Genomic DNA, 16,263 nt, shown 5'->3' with positions numbered 1-16,263 from the left:
AACCCCGATGTAATCTACATCGGGGTTATCCTTATTGTATCGCATGGAATTTTGTCCATTTCCCTCTAACATACCGCCAAATAAACAGAACCCCTTTGATCAGCCAATCGCAATAAACTGCGATCCACGTTGCAAACATATCCATATGCAGCCAATATACCAATATATAAGCAAACATAATTCTACAACAAATCATAGTAATCATACTGATGACCATAGGAAATTTGGCGTCTCCAGCAGCTCGAAAAACCGTGGGCAGCGTATTTCCAAAAGGCCAGATCAACATCATAATGATCGCATGACTCCACACAATCTTTGTTGCCCAGAGTTCCGCTTCTGCTGAAAAATGATAGATGCTTAATATGCTTGGAAATAAAGCTAAACTCACAATAGAACTGACTACCTGTGCCATATAAATAAAACCAATAATCCTTCTCGTATAATATCTAGCTTGAGCATAATCCCCAGCCCCCACACATCGAGAAATAACAACAGACAACCCTAAACCAATCGCCATTCCAGGTAATGCCTGCAAGGAAGCAATAGTACTTCCTACTGAATTTGCTGCTATTGCCGCCGTTCCAAATGTGGACACCAAACTCAATATCAATAACCTTCCAATATAAAACATGCCATTTTCCAGCCCATAAGGGACACCAATTCTCATAATCTGTTTAATCATCTTAGTATCAAATTTATGCCGCAAGGTCTTTTTCAGATAGAGGAGATTCTTAGGGTTAGAGATTAACACAAGAATACAAATAGCAGCGCCCGTTCTGGAAATTAAAGTTGGAATCGCGATGCCGGCTGTCCCCATGTCAAAACCATAAACCAATAGCGCATTCCCTGCTATATTCACAAGATTCACAACCAACATAATTTGCATAGGCAGCTTGGAGTTTCCCATCGTTCTGAATACGGCTGCACCTGCATTATATAGAGCCAAGAAAGGAACGGAAGCCCCAACAATTAATAAATAAGTATTGGCATGCCCATATACCTCTTCTGTAATCGTTCCAAAAAGCCCATTTAAAATAAAACCCTTCAGCAAATAAATCAATATCATAATCACTAACCCAGCTGCACCCGTAAACCAAACTAATTGATTCGCTGCTTCTCTAGCCTGATGCGCTTGCTTTTTTCCAAGATATTGACCGACAATTACCGTTCCTCCAGTAGCTAATGCTGCAAATAAGCTAATCAACAGTAACATGACCATTTCAACTAAAGATACACCCGATACTGCTGATTCTCCAACAGAAGCTACCATGATAGAATTCACCAACCCTACCAATGCTTCTAATAATTGTTCAATAATTAATGGCAGGAATAATTTCATTAGTTCTTTGTCTGAAAATAATCTTGGTTTCGTAATCGCACTTTCCAGTTTACTCATAGGATTAGCTCCGTTTTGTATTGGTATTAAATCTATGGTAAATTCAAAAGCGATAAATATCTAATACCTATGTTGGATTACTTACCATGCCTAAAATGCATATATATGACAATGCTAATATATCAGCTGTAATTTGAAAGGATGTTAAAAATAATGGATGTGCGTGTTCTCAGATATTTTTTAACCGTGGCTAAGGTTGGTAATATAACAAAAGCAGCAGAAATTCTCCACATTACCCAGCCAACATTAAGTAGACAGCTTATGGATCTAGAAGAAGAATTGGGAACCGGCTTGTTTATTCGGGGAAAAAGACAGATTACATTAACAGATAGTGGACTTCTCTTTCAGCAGCGGGCAAAAGAAATTGTTGCGCTATTGGATAAAACAGAACGGGATCTGGCAGAGCAAAAAGAGCTAGTTGGCGGAGTAGTTTCGATAGGTTGTGTTGAATCCTCTGTATCCAAGGCATTACCAAAGTTACTAGAAGAGTTCTCCAATCGGCATCCGAAAGTACAATATGAAATATATAGTGCGGATGGTGATGATATTCGAGAAAAGCTAGACCGGGGATATATTGATATAGGTATATTATTGGAACCCATTGAAGCCGCCAAATATGACTACATTCGTCTGCCTTATCAGGAAAAGTGGGGAATTCTGATGCGACGGGATGACCCTCTAGCCCAGAAAATCTCTATTGGAATTGAGGATATTCTTTCTTTACCTCTAATCCTCCCCCGCCGTACTCTTGTACAAAATGAAATTACGAGCTGGCTTGGAGTTGAAAATGGCAGCTTATGTATCTTTGCCTCACACAATCTGCTGACAAATGCCATGCTGCTGGTAGAACAAAAGCTTGGGTATGCCATTTGTGTGAGTGGTTCATATACCATCCGAGAAAGCGAGCAAACTTGTTTTGTTCCATTTGAACCTGAACGTACGACAGGTCATGTATTAGCTTGGAAAAAGAACAATCTATTTAGCTCCGCAACAGCACGTTTTATTCAATTTATAAAAGATACCTATCATTAAACTCGCGAATCTGTAAGCATATAGCTAAAAAAGCTGCCTCCGATCGTGTACCGGAAGCAGCTTATAGCCCAACATAATAGGTAATCCTGAGCAGTAGGGTGGCTTAGCAAAATCCATCCGCTACTTCCTAGTTCTTTGCAATATGTTACATGATTGATTGCTTTATGTTGGATTCATGACTCGGCAGCTTCTTATCCAAAATAGCCTTCACATCTTTAACAAGCTGTACGGACGCTTCAATCTCCAACTTACTTGTTGAAACACTTTCAATACTGCAACCAATAGGAATTCCCTTCTCCAGCCCGAAATCTAGTAATTCTTCAAAGATTTTTTGCGATAGCTGGATTGATTTATCCAAAATATCATTCGAGTATTTCAACTCGTTTTCTAACCATCCCGGGATACTGATCCCTAACCACTTCATAAATTGTAATGTTTTCGCCGTGCCGCATGGTGCAAGATTAAATAAAATAGGAACCATCTCAAAACCGTTATTTGTATAGTAATAATATAAATCAGACAATAAATTCTTAGATGCCTCTACATTATAAGTTGCCTGTGTAATAAAAAAGTTGCACCCATTGTTGGTCTTTTCGACAACCCGTATATGCTCATCATTCTTTTTTATATGTCTTTCCGGAATGACAACTCCGCCAAAAGTTAAATTGTTATTTAGCTGTTTACTTAGCTTATAAGCCTCTGGTAAATTCAATTTCACCTCTTGTTTACTAGACGAAGCGCCCACATACACGGAAAATCTATCTTCATTTTCGTCAGTTTTAACCCAATCCTCGAACTGGGCTCTTGTATCATTACCGACGCACCGGTAAATTATTTTTGGGACCTCCACCTGTCTTAGATATTTATCACCATAGACAGCCGGATCAATCGTTGGTAAATAGGGATAAGGTCTTTCATGATCCACTCTGTCTACTTCTTCCTGAACGTCGTACAGAATTAACGCATCTAAATCAAGGTTTTTAAGTCTCTCAACCTGTTTCTGGGCGATTTCCGAGACCTTTTCTGGTGCGTGGCTTGCCTTCGGTGGTGTCATCCCATATGTTATAATACCCGGTTTTTTGCTCAATATTTTTTGTTTAAATGTATTCTCTGCCGCTCCCACATTACAAAACCCCTCTACTCGTCGCTTTTAAGATAAGGTTACCATGGCGGGCTTAATATGTGTAACTTCTATTTACTATATCTAGTTATATTTTAAAGCTATGATTCCTTAATGATACTTATCGAGTAGTACATGTTGACAACCATTTGATGTGACTATAATATTAGAAGTCCTGCCAACCTTAAAGTTGGCGATAAGGGGACCGAAAGGTTCATTCTTATTTAAAAAGGGTGAGTATTATGAATAAAGAAGAATTAATGGAAAGCGCACGTAACACAAAGAAAGCTGCTTATGCCCCTTATTCTAAATTTCCAGTTGGAGCAGCCTTATTGCTTAAAGATGGAAATGTTATTAATGGAGTAAACGTAGAAAATGTATCTTTTGGCGCTACTAATTGTGCAGAGAGAACAGCAATCTTCACGGCTATTACAAAGGGCTATACTAAAGGTGATTTTCAGGCTATAGCTGTAGCAGGTGACACAATGGATTTTCTGCCGCCATGCAGTATCTGCAGACAAGTATTATCGGAATTCTGTTTGCCCGACATGCCTGTCTATTTAACCAATGAGAAAAAAGAGATCTTAGAACTGAGTTTAAAGGATTTATTGCCTTATGCATTCAAAAATTTAGATATGTAAAAATAATTCCTCTCGTAGTGGAATAACAAAAACACGCGTACCTGTGTTAGACAAGTACGCGTGTTTTTTGTGTTAAAAGCTTAGTCAGAACACAGAGTTCACAGACCAGACACACCGCGTAAATACGTTGTTACTTACCAAATCGCAATTCCAACCTTAACTTTTTCTTTAAATACTACCTTTTTCATTCCAAAGCATTTCTTACCCTAAATTCAATAAATTCTTTATCATAGTCTGTATGTAGTTCTATAGTATCTAAAACTCATATAGTTAAAACCTCTCAATGAACATCATCAATAATAAAAAACAAGCGATCCATTGAGATAAAAGGATAAACACTTCCTCTCGATGATCGCTTGCTTTTAGTAAAGTAGCTATGCATAGTCACATTTCTAGTTTTCTGTGAATTTTCATTTTAAATGAAAATTCACTATCAGAAAACCCTTATAAAATAAGAGAGACTGTTTCAATTTAATTGAGAATTTAAATCCCCAGTAACTAATAATCATCTAATATTTCATTTTAAATGAGAAAAAGCGCTATTAAAAAGAGTACCGTAAAATGGGTACACTTTTCATTTAACGTAATAATGTAATATACTGTTTGCTCCTTCAAATGAAATCCTAGGACCTCCACTTGTCCTAGATATTTATCACCATAAATAGCTGGATCAATCGTTGGTAAATATGGGTAAGGCCTTTCATGCTCAACTCTTTCTACTTCCTCCTGGACGTCGTAAAGAATTAAAGCATCTAATTCAACGTTTTTAAGTCTTTCAACCTGTTTCTGTGCAATTTCTGATATCTTTTCTGGTGAATGGCTTGCCTTCGGTGGTGTCATCCCATATGTTAAAATACCAGGTTTCTTGCTCAATATTTTTGGTTTAAATGTACTCCCTGCCCTTCCCAAAATAAAATACTCCTCTACACGTCTCTTTTAAGTTAAGGCTACCATGGCAGGTGAAACTGGATTAATTCTCGTACCATCTCCCAGTTCGCCATTCGTGTTAGCTCCCCAGCCCCACACATTTCCATCCTTAGAAATTGCAAAACTAAATAGATTGCCTGCTGTTATGACTTTTATATTGCTAAGTCCGGTTACAATTGTCGGGGTTGAGTTAGTACTGTTACTCGGAAGAGGGGTTTACTATTAATTTCCGCCTTAAAATTCCCGATGATTACATTATAAGGATATTTAGTGTTTTAGTTAAAATTAATCCATATAATTTCAGGGGTGGTATATAGGTACTTGAAGTAAGAAGAAAATCTCGATGAAGGGTGATGATATCATTAGAGCATTAAGTGAACGAATGGAAAAGGGGAACGAAAGATGAAGTCATTCAAGACAGGACTACAAGCCATTCTTTATGTAATACTGGTGGCTGGACTGCATCTGATCTTAATCTATTTTTTAAAGATAAGAATAGAGGGATGGGGAACGGAGTTATTAAATATCTCATTTAAGGTGTACTTTATACCACTTTTATTATGTTTTATTAATTCTTTTTTGTTTATAAGGACTCAGAGGATAAAGTACAATGCCATTTGGTTTTTGGTAACTATGCTATCCAGCCTCTTACTTCTTTTATTTTTCAATGCAATGCAAGATGACAGTGATAGTGAGTATGGAGTTGTCGTTTCTATTGAATTTTTTCCAAAATATCAAGTGGAAATGCTCTTTCTGCTTCCTTGGAGTATTTCTATTATACAATTTATCTTAACTCTATATTATCTAATCAAAATAAGAAAAAATCTAATCGTTAGAAATAATAAAGGGGGAATATAATATAAAAAGAATATTTTCATTAAGTATAATTATTACAGTTTTCGTTTCTTTATTCAGTCCAACTGGAAAGCTCCAGTGATTTATAAATTGATTGAATTGATAGACGCATGGGATGAAAAACGGCTTGTTGTAAAGAAAGAATCTACTAATAAACTGTTACCCCGCTTATACGATCCTGACCTGTTATTCAATGAAGAATATAAAATTATGGATAACCGCTATAAAATATTAATTCCAGTTATCTCAGGTGAAATAAAACCGACAGAATTTCAAATGTATATTGATTTATTAACAGATGAGCTGAAAATGAGTATTGGTTCAGTATCCAGGCTATATAAATGGAAAAAAAGATATTCAGCATCTTTTCTATATGTATTACCATAAATCTTAATCGATTTATTCTCCCTGCTTACGTCAGTCCCAAACTTGTCTTTTAAAGCTTCTTCTATTTCATCCTTAAACGTTTTAGAACGAGATGGCGCATTAACAAATCCATAATTGGAATCACTTACACCAGATCTATATTGAGTTCTGAATGTATCTTCCTCTACAACTGCAATGTCCACATCACTTTGGGTGCGTACATTAGTATTATTCGCATAAGAGCCCTGCAAGAAAATCTTAATTTGTCTTCCTCCATAAGAGATTCCAATTCTTGAAAATACGCCTAAGTTTCAGGGTACATTGGTTCCACAATACTTCTCTTTTCTTGAAATCCTAATGGCTTTAGGGCATTTACAACCATTGCAATTGCATTTTTACATTACTGATCTTCAGTCTTGCTTAGTGGTTGGGAATAATTATCTAACATTGATTCAGTAAACTTCATACATATACCTCCACAATTCAAATAAAAAATAAGAACGAGAGTTCGTTTTGATCGATTATATAGTATCATTAGGATTACTACAATTAGGAAGAAATCGAGAATCAACCTTAACTAGTGAAGAAACCAACTAGAATCAATCGCCTATTAATAGCAGTTACGCTTAAATGAAAAGCCGGAAAGCCCTAAAAAGTTAGGCTTGCCGGCTTGATAAGAAAGATTGTGAAACTCGTTGCTTTATTTTTAGATGTATAAATATACGATTTATTGAATGACTGAGATTTTTCTCTTTTAAAACGAATTTTTATCGCTTTAAATGAACCATTTCTCATTTAAAATGAAAAATCACATTTCCCATAAAACACCTATTGGCTCTACCGTTTACCCGCAACGACTATACCCGCAATTGCCACAAGTCTTACAGCCCTCAATATTAATCAGCGAGGCGCTGCCGCAGGATGGGCAAAGGTCACGGGAAGCCGTAGCATGGTTATGTCCATGATGACCACCATGTCCATCTTCCGTAGCTGACGGAACGCTCGATTTCAACTCCGCATTTAATGCTTCATTGAAATCCTCCAGCTCCAAAGTTGCTGCAATCGGAGCGGGTACATGATCATCATGAGCATTGTTCAGCACATGTGATTCCAGTGCCTTAGCTACAGCATCAGCAATGGATTCAACCCGGTTCGCGCCGAAGCCGATAGCTCCTGATCCGCCAATGCCTTTCAGATGTTTGATCAACAGCTCCACTTTCTCACCATGATCTCCGTAACGGAGGAACAAGGAGCAGACACGGCCTAATGCTTCAGCCATAGCAAAGACGTCAGAACCCGCTTTACCTACATTCAGGAAGATTTCAGCCGGTATTCCATCAAGGTCATTGATCGTAATATATGCCATCCCAAATGGTGTGTTGATTTTATAGGTAGCGCCGCGCAGAACCTGCGGACGTTTTTTGTATTGTTTATCCGCCTCTTTTGTAGTGACTTGAGGCGCTGGACTTGCTGCTACAACACTTGTACTCGCTTCTACAGTAGTTGTAGCTTCTTCTGCCGCAACCGGAGCGGCTTCTTTTTTGTCTTCCTTCTTCGTGGTTTCCAGAACTTGAACGTCACGACTTCCATCGCGGTAGATCGTAACACCCTTACATCCTAGATCAAAGGCCATTTCATATAGCTCAGCCGTCTCCTCAACCGTAAAGTCAGACGGGCAGTTCGCTGTTTTGGAAATAGAGCTATCTACCCAGCGTTGGATCGCTGCTTGCGCACGAATATGATCTTTAGCTGACAGATCCATCGAAGTTACAAAGTAGTCAGGCAGCTCTTCACCCGGATGAGCCTCCAGCCACTCTTGAGCGATTGGAACAAACTGTTCATCATAGCCAAGACGACTTTGACGGAAATATTTGAAGGCAAAATAAGGCTCAATTCCCGTAGAAGTACCTACCATTGTACCTGTACTACCTGTAGGTGCTTGTGTAATCACTGTAACGTTACGCATACCATGTTCACGAATCGCTTCGCCAACCTCTGGATACGCTTCGACTATATTTTTCATAAAGCCGCTCATTAGATATTTCTCAGTATCAAAAGCTAGGAAGGAACCCTTCTCTCCAGCAATTTCTGCCGAAGCAAGGTAGGCTTCACGAGCCATAAAGCCGTATAGCTTGTCCAGAAACTCCAACGATTCCGGGCTGCCGTAACGGATGTTCAATTTAATCATCAGCTCCGCCAATCCCATGGTTCCGAGACCCACGCGGCGTTCCTTTTTCTGATTCGCTTCATTTTCCGGGAAATGATAAGGTGTTTTATCAATTACATTGTCCAGAAAACGGACCGAATAACGGGTTGTAGTCGCAAGATCTTCCCAATCTACATCATGATTTTTCTCATCGTAGAACTTGGACAGGTTCACCGCAGACAGATTGCAGACTCCCCAGCCTGGCAGGCCTTGCTCTCCACAAGGATTCGTACAAATAATCGGGTTGAAATACCAGCTGTTAGACATCTGGTTATAGTATTCCATGAACACGACGCCTGGCTCAGCAGATTTCCATGCCGATTCAATGATCGTACGCCACACGTCACGCGCTTTTACGGTGCGATAATGGATAACGTTTTTGCCGGCAGCTTTCCACTTGTCGAGATCGCCATCCCATATTTCGTTATATTCAGGATCGGTTGTATCCGGGAATACGAGATCCCAGTCCAGATCTTCTTTTACAGCCTTCATAAAACCATTGCTCACACATACCGAAAGGTTAGCATTAGTGACTTGGCCCATCGTTTGCTTCACGGTAATGAAGTCCTCAACATCGGGATGCCAGTCATTAATCATCAGCATGAGCGCACCACGACGGCTGCCGCCTTGCTCAATAAGCCCCGTAGTATAACTAAACAAACCGCCCCAAGATACGGAACCACTGGATGAACCATTAACCCCTCTAACAATCGCACGACGAGGACGCAATGAAGACAGGTTAATGCCTACACCGCCACCACGGGCCATAATCTCCGTCATTTCAGACAATGTCTGCATGATGCCGCCACGGCTGTCTTTTGGAGAAGGGATTACATAACAGTTGAACAATGTTAATTCTTCACTAGCACCTGCACCAGCCGCAATACGTCCACCCGGCACAAGCTTCCAATCATCCAGAATTGAACGGAATTTGCCCGCCCATTCTGCTTGAAGCTCAGGTGTCTTCTCTACAGAAGCCATCGCTGTGGATAGACGGTCCCACATTTCCTCAGGAGTTTTTTCTATATTAAGGGTCAACTTTTCAACATCCGATTTCACAAGTTCGCCACTGCGCGTCTTTACAGTTACGATTCGACCACTGCGCTCCACAATTTCTCCGACTTCCTTAGTTGGAAACTTCGGATCATCTTTGGTCAGCACCAATACAACATCGCCTACTTTAGCATTGTTGCTGTCTGCATCCTTCCAAGCATAACGATCCAAAAATATTTTTTCACTTAGCCCTTCAAGGCGTTGCTTACGTTCCACTTTACTCAATAAAAAAACCTCCCGCATGTGTAGTAGATATTAGTTTCCGGTCCAAGGTATGGGCCCACAACAAAAACTCCCTTACCATCCTCCACTGCTTAACAGGTGTATGTAGGAAGCTCATCTTGTCAATAACAAATACCAGCTAAGCACTCTATAAAAAATACATTTTCAAGCTTTTGTCACAATATATTGTGTGCGTCAGCTTTTAAACTATACCACATATTGTATCGAAGGTCTTATTCGAAAATAGAGTCAAGTTGCCGAATTATCGCAAACGTTGCTGCTTTTTCTCGCTCTTGCTCTCTTTTTTAAAGGCTATCGTGAAAAATAGGAGGTTATGAATTCTCTCGTTTACGAGCATACTACTCTTACGAATGGTGATATAAATCCGAGCTTGAGGAGGCTGCATTATGACGCAATTATTCCGTAATTCTCTATCCCAGCAAGGGGGAACACCCGCGCCGATACTGCCTGTTCCTCTTTCTTTTGACCGGAATTGGTTGCAAGATCTGGAGCTCAAATTGGAAAAGGGCGGCCCTTGGGGAGACTACCGTTTATCTAAGCTTGCTGTACAAGGAGAGGAAACAGGTCTAGTAACGAGCTTCGATGAGCTGCAATGTATGAAGCATTTATCCGGCTTGTCCCCTCTTCCCCATCAGCTGGATACAGCGCATAAGGTTCTGTTCGAAATGTCAGGCCGCGCGATTCTTGCAGATGAGGTTGGACTGGGCAAGACCATTGAAGCAGGACTAGTGCTCAAAGAATATCTCGTACGCGGTCTTGTCTCCAAAGTGCTTATTCTCGTACCTGCTTCTCTAGTATTGCAATGGGTTCGTGAGCTGAATGCGAAATTTGGCATCACTGCTGTCGCTCAGAAAAAAGCCTATTCGTGGGGCAACGCCATAGTCGTCGCATCGATGGATACCGCCAAACGAGATCCTCATAAGGAAATCTTGCTGGAAAATGAATACGATATGTTGATCATTGATGAAGCTCACAAGCTGAAGAATAAAAAATCGACCAATTATCTATTTGTACAGCAATTACGCAAAAAATATTGCCTGCTGCTCACCGCGACTCCCGTTCAGAATGATCTGGGCGAACTCTTTAATCTGATTACTATACTGAAGCCGGGGCAACTTGGAAATCAGGGCGATTTTGCCTCGAATTTCGTGGTTGATAAACGCCAGCCCAAGAATGAAGGTCAACTGCGGGACGAGCTTTCGAAGGTCATGATCCGCAATCGCCGTGGTGAAGGTCCTGTTAATTTCACGAAACGAAAAGTCCGTAATATTCCCTTAGTTCTCTCCCAAGAAGAGAAAGATTTGTATAACAGTGTTACTTCCTTTGTCAAAGACCAGTATCAGGAATCCGGCGGCAATCTTAGCAGTATGCTTTCTCTGGTAACCCTTCAACGTGAGGTGTGCAGCAGCCGGGATGCCGTCTTTATCACTTTAGTTAATTTGATCAAAAAGCTGCCTGCGGATTCCCCAAAAAGAGACCGGATGATGGAGCTGCTACAGACCCTCCGTACCGTTAAAACAAACACTAAAGCTGAAACAACCTTAGCCCTCATTCAAGAAATGAATGAAAAGGTCATCGTTTTCACGGAATATCGCGCAACTCAAGAGTATTTACTACAATATTTCCGTGAACATGGGCTGATGTGTGTCTCTTATTCCGGCGGAATGAACCGTGGGAAAAAAGATTGGATGATGGATCTTTTCCGCGGCCGCGCTCAAGTTATGATTGCAACGGAAGCCGGTGGTGAAGGAATTAACCTGCAATTTTGCCACCATATGATCAACTTTGATCTGCCCTGGAATCCCATGCGCGTGGAGCAACGTATCGGACGTGTCCATCGGTTAGGGCAAGAAAATGACGTAGTGATCTACAACCTGTCTACGCAAGGCACGATTGAAGAACATATCCTGCATCTGCTGCATGAAAAAATCAATATGTTTGAAATGGTGATTGGCGGGCTGGATGTAATCCTGGAACGTTTTGAAAAGAAGGAATCGCTGGAGAAAAGTTTATACAAAATCATGCTCGAATCCCGCTCCGACGAAGAATTGCGGCATGAGCTGGACCATATTGGTGAATCCCTCAGTGAATTGACACAGGGTATTAAAAAAGAAAGTGGGACTGCGACATGACCCTCACCGCACAGGAAGTACGCAAGCATGTGATGGACTATCTTGAAGCCACTGAATGCTCCATCATTGAGGCTTCGCCCCTTCACGTAACTGTGAAATTATCACCTAGAGCTGACAAAATGCTCACCGACCGGCCGTATTATTGGGGATTCGTGGAGCGCACAGGTGTAGATCCTGAGACCCTTTCTTTCACCTTTGTTTTTGATCCGGAAAAATACGACAGTCAAGCTGCAGTAGAGGTTACCCCCATTGCAAATCGTAGTGCTGGCATTTTGAATCAAGTTGTCACCGGAAGCCTAAATACAGGTGTAACAAACGATGCAGAGGCCAGCGCTGACTTACTCGAATCCGCCTCCCCGGGCTCAGAAGCAGTGAATGCTCCATCTACTGACCCGGAGGAAAGTATCCTAGCCCGCTACTTCGGCATTGTGCCGGCACTCCCACGAATTGGGCCAGGAATGATCCGCAGAGAGGATATTATTTACGGAAGCAAGCGATTGCAACAGATTTGGAACGCCGCTCGGGACGAAGGGAAATGCCTTTACTTATTTGAGGACCCGGGCAGCAGGCAGCGAAACACGCTGTTCTCTGCCGCTTACGAGCCATGGCTTAGTGTCTGCTATAAAGTGGAGATGAGCTGCGATTTGAAACGTGAAGAACTCCATTATCTTGGCATCTCCCTAACAAAGGGAACCATCATTGATGACTTTAATGCAAAAGTTTCCACAAAAGAGATGATGCCACGCTTGCCGGAAAATGTGCATATCCAGCCTTATGAAATGACAGTAGCAGCCGCTACCGACTTATTGGAAACTCATCTTACCGCTCAGTTAGCCGAACTGGACTACACTTGGGCAGAACAGGCACGTGAGCGGCTAAGGGTTGAACTGGACATCATTGATGTCTATTATGGAGAACTGCTGAAGGAGCCTGACGAAGAAAAACGCCTAGCGACTCAAGAGCAGTATAATCGGCGTCGACAAGAGACCATTTGGCAATATGAGCCGCAAATCGCAGTTTCTGCGGTAACCTATGGACTGTTTCATCTGCGGAGCCTATAGAATGCGACCCTACTCGCTAAAAGCAGGCAAAAAAACAAGAGAACTTCCGCCTTCCGGCGCGACAGCAAGCAACAGCCTTTTTATAGCTTGTCCTCTACAATAAAAAGGAAGCTTTTTACTTTCTGATATTTCATAACAAAGAAAGGTGAACGACGCCATGAAAATAAGTGTACGGCGGAGGCTGCTTCTTGCAGGTCAAAGCTGCTTCCTCCTGCTTCTATGCATCGGACTCATCGCAACGAGCTCCGGTTCCTCTTCTGCGCTTGCCGCTTCCAGAGTAAGTGTAGTTGATTCAGTCACACAGGATTTAATACCTTTACTACGGATGGATATCTTACCTTCACCCGGTACAGTCCAGGAATTTGCCAAGAGTACACTGAACAAGCTCGCAGCAGAAGCTCCATTTACAGCCTGGAAGGACGCAGGAATAGAATATTATCCTCTGGGTCCAGGTACTCATAGCTGGCTTGTCAACGTTATGAAAGGTGAACAGCGGATCGGCTACATGATCATTTCCGCTACGGATCAAGGTGGGTATATGCTTAGCGAATATGGAGCTGGCACTTACGGACTCCCCTATAGTTTATTAGAACTGCGCCAATTTTTGGTGCAGGAAGGACTTATACCTTCATCTTATACAGGAAAAATAAAACTCACAGCCTTATATGCACCACTTCTACCCGTATGGAAAATCGTCATTGACGATAAGACAATATTTATCAATGCTTCCGTGCCGCAAGTTTTACCGTGGACGCTAAGTAAAGCGGAAGAAGTGCTTAAAGGACAGCAGACAGAAACGGATGTAATCACTAACCTAACTACTGATTTGTCTCCGCTTTCGGCCTATCAAAGCGGGGGAACAGATGATCCTTATAAAGATATCATGTGGTTGACCTCCCCAAAACTGCTTGCTGTAGGCGGTGACAATATCGCCGCACTGATTCGTCCCAAGGAAAGTATTGCTTATCAAGCCGCTGGCCAAAATGATATCGTAGGGGCACCTTTCATGATTACAGGTTATCAAAACTGGTTGCCTGCTTCGAATAAAACAAAAGCAATAAACAACATGCCTACCGTTTACGCAGCATCAGGGCCAGAAGGAAGACGGTATTTGCCACTCACTGCCTTGCAGGCTATAGGAACACTGCACAAGCTGCCCGACAGAAATATCTATAACTAAACATAACAAATAACCTTCCGCTGCCATCCTCAACAAGGCACTGGAAGGTTATTTGTTATTTGTTATTTGTGAAATTCAATCCTTGTCACTGTGGCTCCATTTGCTTCGCCAGATCGACCAACCAAGCGGAAGCATACCGAACCATTTCTGTGACCACGGCTGCTTTGTAGCCGCTCTACGAGCATGAATGGCACGCGGATCCTCGATATAAACAACTACCTTCTCAGTGATATACTTTACAAGCTCATCGCCGCCGGAAGCCATTTGTAACACCTCCTACATTGTAAGTGAATTAAGATAGCCAGCGTCGTTCCATGCTCTTAGTGTGCACCACCGAGCATATATCTAAACTCTTGTCTCGAATTGTTCGAATAGGTTTACCTATTAAAGCACAATATAACAAAGAATCTAGGGCACGAGGTTATTCACATGCAAGGAGGAGTTCATTTGAACATTGGGAGAAATAAAGCTTATTCCAAGACAGCAGCTGCAATATGCGGCTTGCGTATTACTTTAACCACAGTTGGACTTCTAATGCTGTTTATGGGGAGTGCATATGCTACTGCAACTCCATCCAAACCCGTAGTGAATGATGAACGTCAGCATCTCTTAAGCCACGGCCACCGGATGATCTTAATTGATGCAGGACATGGGGGGATCGACGGAGGAACTTCCTACGGCAACATTCTTGAGAAGGATATTACATTAGATATCTCACGCCGATTATTTCTGCTGCTGCGCAGCGATGGATTTGACGTTGCCTTAAATCGTAATGGAGATTACGCCCCAAGCGATGAGAACCGCTGGCTGCGCAGTAAATCCCGGCATCTGCGCGACCTTGCCCAGCGTAAAGAGCTAGCTGAGACATTACCAGCTACTGTAGTGGTCAGCATCCATGTTAACTGGGCACCTTCACCATCCAAGCATGGTCCGCTTGTGTTATATCGCCAAGAAGGCCGCAGCTTTATTCTTGCCCAGACCATTCAGCAACAATTAAACAGTCTCTATAATATCCAGGCTGAGACAAGACCAGGTAAACCTTTTTATTTACTCAACAAAATAACCGCCACAACCGTAATTGTTGAGGCGGGTTTTGTAAGCAGTCCGACAGATCGCGAAAAGCTGTGCACCCCTAAAGGGCAACAAGAAATTGCTGAAGCAATTGCTGGCGGCATAGTAGCTTATCTTATGGAAGTGTAGGATTCGAGTTCCATTTCATTTCGTTTTTAACGAGATCAGATATGCCTATAAATTCAACATCATCTTTTATTTGCTCCACACCGCTGCGGATGCCTGCGGCGGTTTCTTTTCCATATACACCAACATGACCAATGGTTACGCAGAATCGTTGATCCTTCGCCAGATTATTTACTAGACCCATTTGTTTCAGCACATGATTAGCTGTGTGTGTATCATCCAAAAAGATATGGTTCTCTACGCGCGGCAGCCCCATTCGATAAGCCATATTGCCAGCAACAGAACGGTAGTTGGTTTTACTGTCCACAAAAAACAATCCCCGCTCTTTGCACACGGATAAGATCACACCCATAATCCGTTCGTCCCCAGTAATTTTAGAGCCCATGTGGTTGTTTATACCGATAGCATAGGGCACATTATCGAGCGCTGCCTCCACCTTTTGACGCACTTCCTCATCAGACATCTTAGCCAGTATAGCTCCGGGTCCAAGCCATTTAGGATTCCCTTGGCGGGGCTCCATCGGCAAATGGACCAAAACATCATCTCCGCGTTCATGCGCGCGTGTGGCATCCTTCACAGATGTAGGCAAAAAGGGCATAACCGCCACAGTAAGCTTTATTGGCAGCGAAAACATTTCATCCGTCCCCTTCATGCCATTGCCGAAATCGTCAATAATAATTACGACCTTATTACGTTGAGATGTCTTCTCTTTACTTGGTGTGTTTGTAGGGTTGTCTCTGGACTCGGCAGCTGAAACAGACGGTGCCATGGGAGCGATTAAAGTAACCATTAAAGCAGCAACAGCAATCCAAATTAGTAAATAACGTTTGAACTTTCGACTGTCCTTCATCAAG

At 41.9% G+C, this 16,263-nt stretch carries 14 protein-coding genes; 7 read left to right on the top strand and 7 right to left on the bottom strand.

Features of this window, described 5'->3' with window-relative positions:
• Positions 1 to 31: 31 nt before the first annotated feature.
• Positions 32 to 1,396, bottom strand: a complete 1,365-nt coding sequence (locus MHH50_RS10975) for an MATE family efflux transporter (RefSeq protein ID WP_340034301.1) — start codon at positions 1,394 to 1,396, stop codon at positions 32 to 34.
• 153 nt (positions 1,397 to 1,549) lie between these two features.
• On the opposite strand from MHH50_RS10975, the gene MHH50_RS10970 reads away from it, so the two are divergent.
• A complete protein-coding gene (locus tag MHH50_RS10970) occupies positions 1,550 to 2,428 on the top strand; it encodes a LysR family transcriptional regulator (protein ID WP_076306288.1) in 879 nt (292 codons plus the stop codon).
• 145 nt (positions 2,429 to 2,573) lie between these two features.
• On the opposite strand, the gene MHH50_RS10965 is transcribed toward MHH50_RS10970, so the two are convergent.
• Positions 2,574 to 3,551: a 5,10-methylenetetrahydrofolate reductase gene (locus MHH50_RS10965; protein ID WP_340034300.1), complete on the bottom strand. Its 978-nt coding sequence runs from the start codon at positions 3,549 to 3,551 to the stop codon at positions 2,574 to 2,576.
• A 239-nt stretch (positions 3,552 to 3,790) separates the two neighbouring features.
• On the opposite strand from MHH50_RS10965, the gene MHH50_RS10960 reads away from it, so the two are divergent.
• Positions 3,791 to 4,189: a cytidine deaminase gene (locus tag MHH50_RS10960; protein ID WP_076186474.1), complete on the top strand. Its 399-nt coding sequence runs from the start codon at positions 3,791 to 3,793 to the stop codon at positions 4,187 to 4,189.
• Positions 4,190 to 4,711: 522 nt separating this feature from the next.
• On the opposite strand, the gene MHH50_RS10955 is transcribed toward MHH50_RS10960, so the two are convergent.
• Entirely contained in the window at positions 4,712 to 5,098 is a 387-nt protein-coding gene (locus tag MHH50_RS10955) for a hypothetical protein (RefSeq protein ID WP_340034299.1), read from the bottom strand.
• 420 nt (positions 5,099 to 5,518) lie between these two features.
• On the opposite strand from MHH50_RS10955, the gene MHH50_RS10950 reads away from it, so the two are divergent.
• A complete protein-coding gene (locus tag MHH50_RS10950; RefSeq protein WP_340034298.1) occupies positions 5,519 to 5,974 on the top strand; it encodes a hypothetical protein in 456 nt (151 codons plus the stop codon).
• Positions 5,975 to 6,243: 269 nt separating this feature from the next.
• Here MHH50_RS10950 and MHH50_RS10945 read toward each other — a convergent pair whose 3' ends face one another.
• Both MHH50_RS10945 and MHH50_RS10940 read right to left on the bottom strand, forming a co-directional pair.
• A complete protein-coding gene (locus MHH50_RS10945) occupies positions 6,244 to 6,594 on the bottom strand; it encodes a nucleotidyltransferase domain-containing protein (RefSeq protein WP_340034607.1) in 351 nt (116 codons plus the stop codon).
• A 587-nt stretch (positions 6,595 to 7,181) separates the two neighbouring features.
• Positions 7,182 to 9,839, bottom strand: coding sequence for an adenosylcobalamin-dependent ribonucleoside-diphosphate reductase (locus MHH50_RS10940; RefSeq protein WP_076277459.1), 2,658 nt, complete (start codon positions 9,837 to 9,839; stop codon positions 7,182 to 7,184).
• A 386-nt stretch (positions 9,840 to 10,225) separates the two neighbouring features.
• Between MHH50_RS10940 and MHH50_RS10935 the strand changes: the two genes are divergently transcribed.
• The 3 genes from MHH50_RS10935 (at position 10,226) to MHH50_RS10925 (ending at position 14,212) form a co-directional block, all read left to right on the top strand.
• Entirely contained in the window at positions 10,226 to 11,971 is a 1,746-nt protein-coding gene (locus MHH50_RS10935) for an SNF2-related protein (RefSeq protein ID WP_340034297.1), read from the top strand.
• On the top strand, positions 11,968 to 13,032 hold the full coding sequence (locus MHH50_RS10930; protein WP_076308937.1) for a YqhG family protein: 1,065 nt from the start codon (positions 11,968 to 11,970) through the stop codon (positions 13,030 to 13,032). Before MHH50_RS10935 ends, MHH50_RS10930 begins: the two co-directional genes overlap by 4 nt.
• A 157-nt stretch (positions 13,033 to 13,189) precedes the next feature.
• Positions 13,190 to 14,212 carry a hypothetical protein gene (locus MHH50_RS10925; protein WP_076280309.1) on the top strand — a complete coding sequence of 341 codons (1,023 nt, stop codon included), beginning with the start codon at positions 13,190 to 13,192 and terminating at the stop codon, positions 14,210 to 14,212.
• 75 nt (positions 14,213 to 14,287) lie between these two features.
• On the opposite strand, the gene MHH50_RS10920 is transcribed toward MHH50_RS10925, so the two are convergent.
• Positions 14,288 to 14,476, bottom strand: a complete 189-nt coding sequence (locus tag MHH50_RS10920; RefSeq protein WP_036689445.1) for a YqzE family protein — start codon at positions 14,474 to 14,476, stop codon at positions 14,288 to 14,290.
• A gap of 183 nt (positions 14,477 to 14,659) precedes the next feature.
• Here MHH50_RS10920 and MHH50_RS10915 point away from each other — a divergent pair, with 183 nt between their 5' ends.
• A complete protein-coding gene (locus MHH50_RS10915) occupies positions 14,660 to 15,412 on the top strand; it encodes an N-acetylmuramoyl-L-alanine amidase (protein WP_254847629.1) in 753 nt (250 codons plus the stop codon).
• Here the strand turns inward: MHH50_RS10915 and MHH50_RS10910 are convergent.
• A complete protein-coding gene (locus tag MHH50_RS10910; RefSeq protein WP_081386280.1) occupies positions 15,399 to 16,259 on the bottom strand; it encodes a divergent polysaccharide deacetylase family protein in 861 nt (286 codons plus the stop codon). The two genes, MHH50_RS10915 and MHH50_RS10910, sit on opposite strands and share 14 nt — an antisense overlap.
• Positions 16,260 to 16,263 lie beyond the last annotated feature (4 nt).

It is taken from the genome of Paenibacillus sp. FSL H3-0302, from assembly GCF_037982245.1.
Classification (GTDB): domain Bacteria; phylum Bacillota; class Bacilli; order Paenibacillales; family Paenibacillaceae; genus Paenibacillus_AQ; species Paenibacillus_AQ odorifer.
This window is presented reverse-complemented; position numbering and strand designations above follow the sequence as displayed.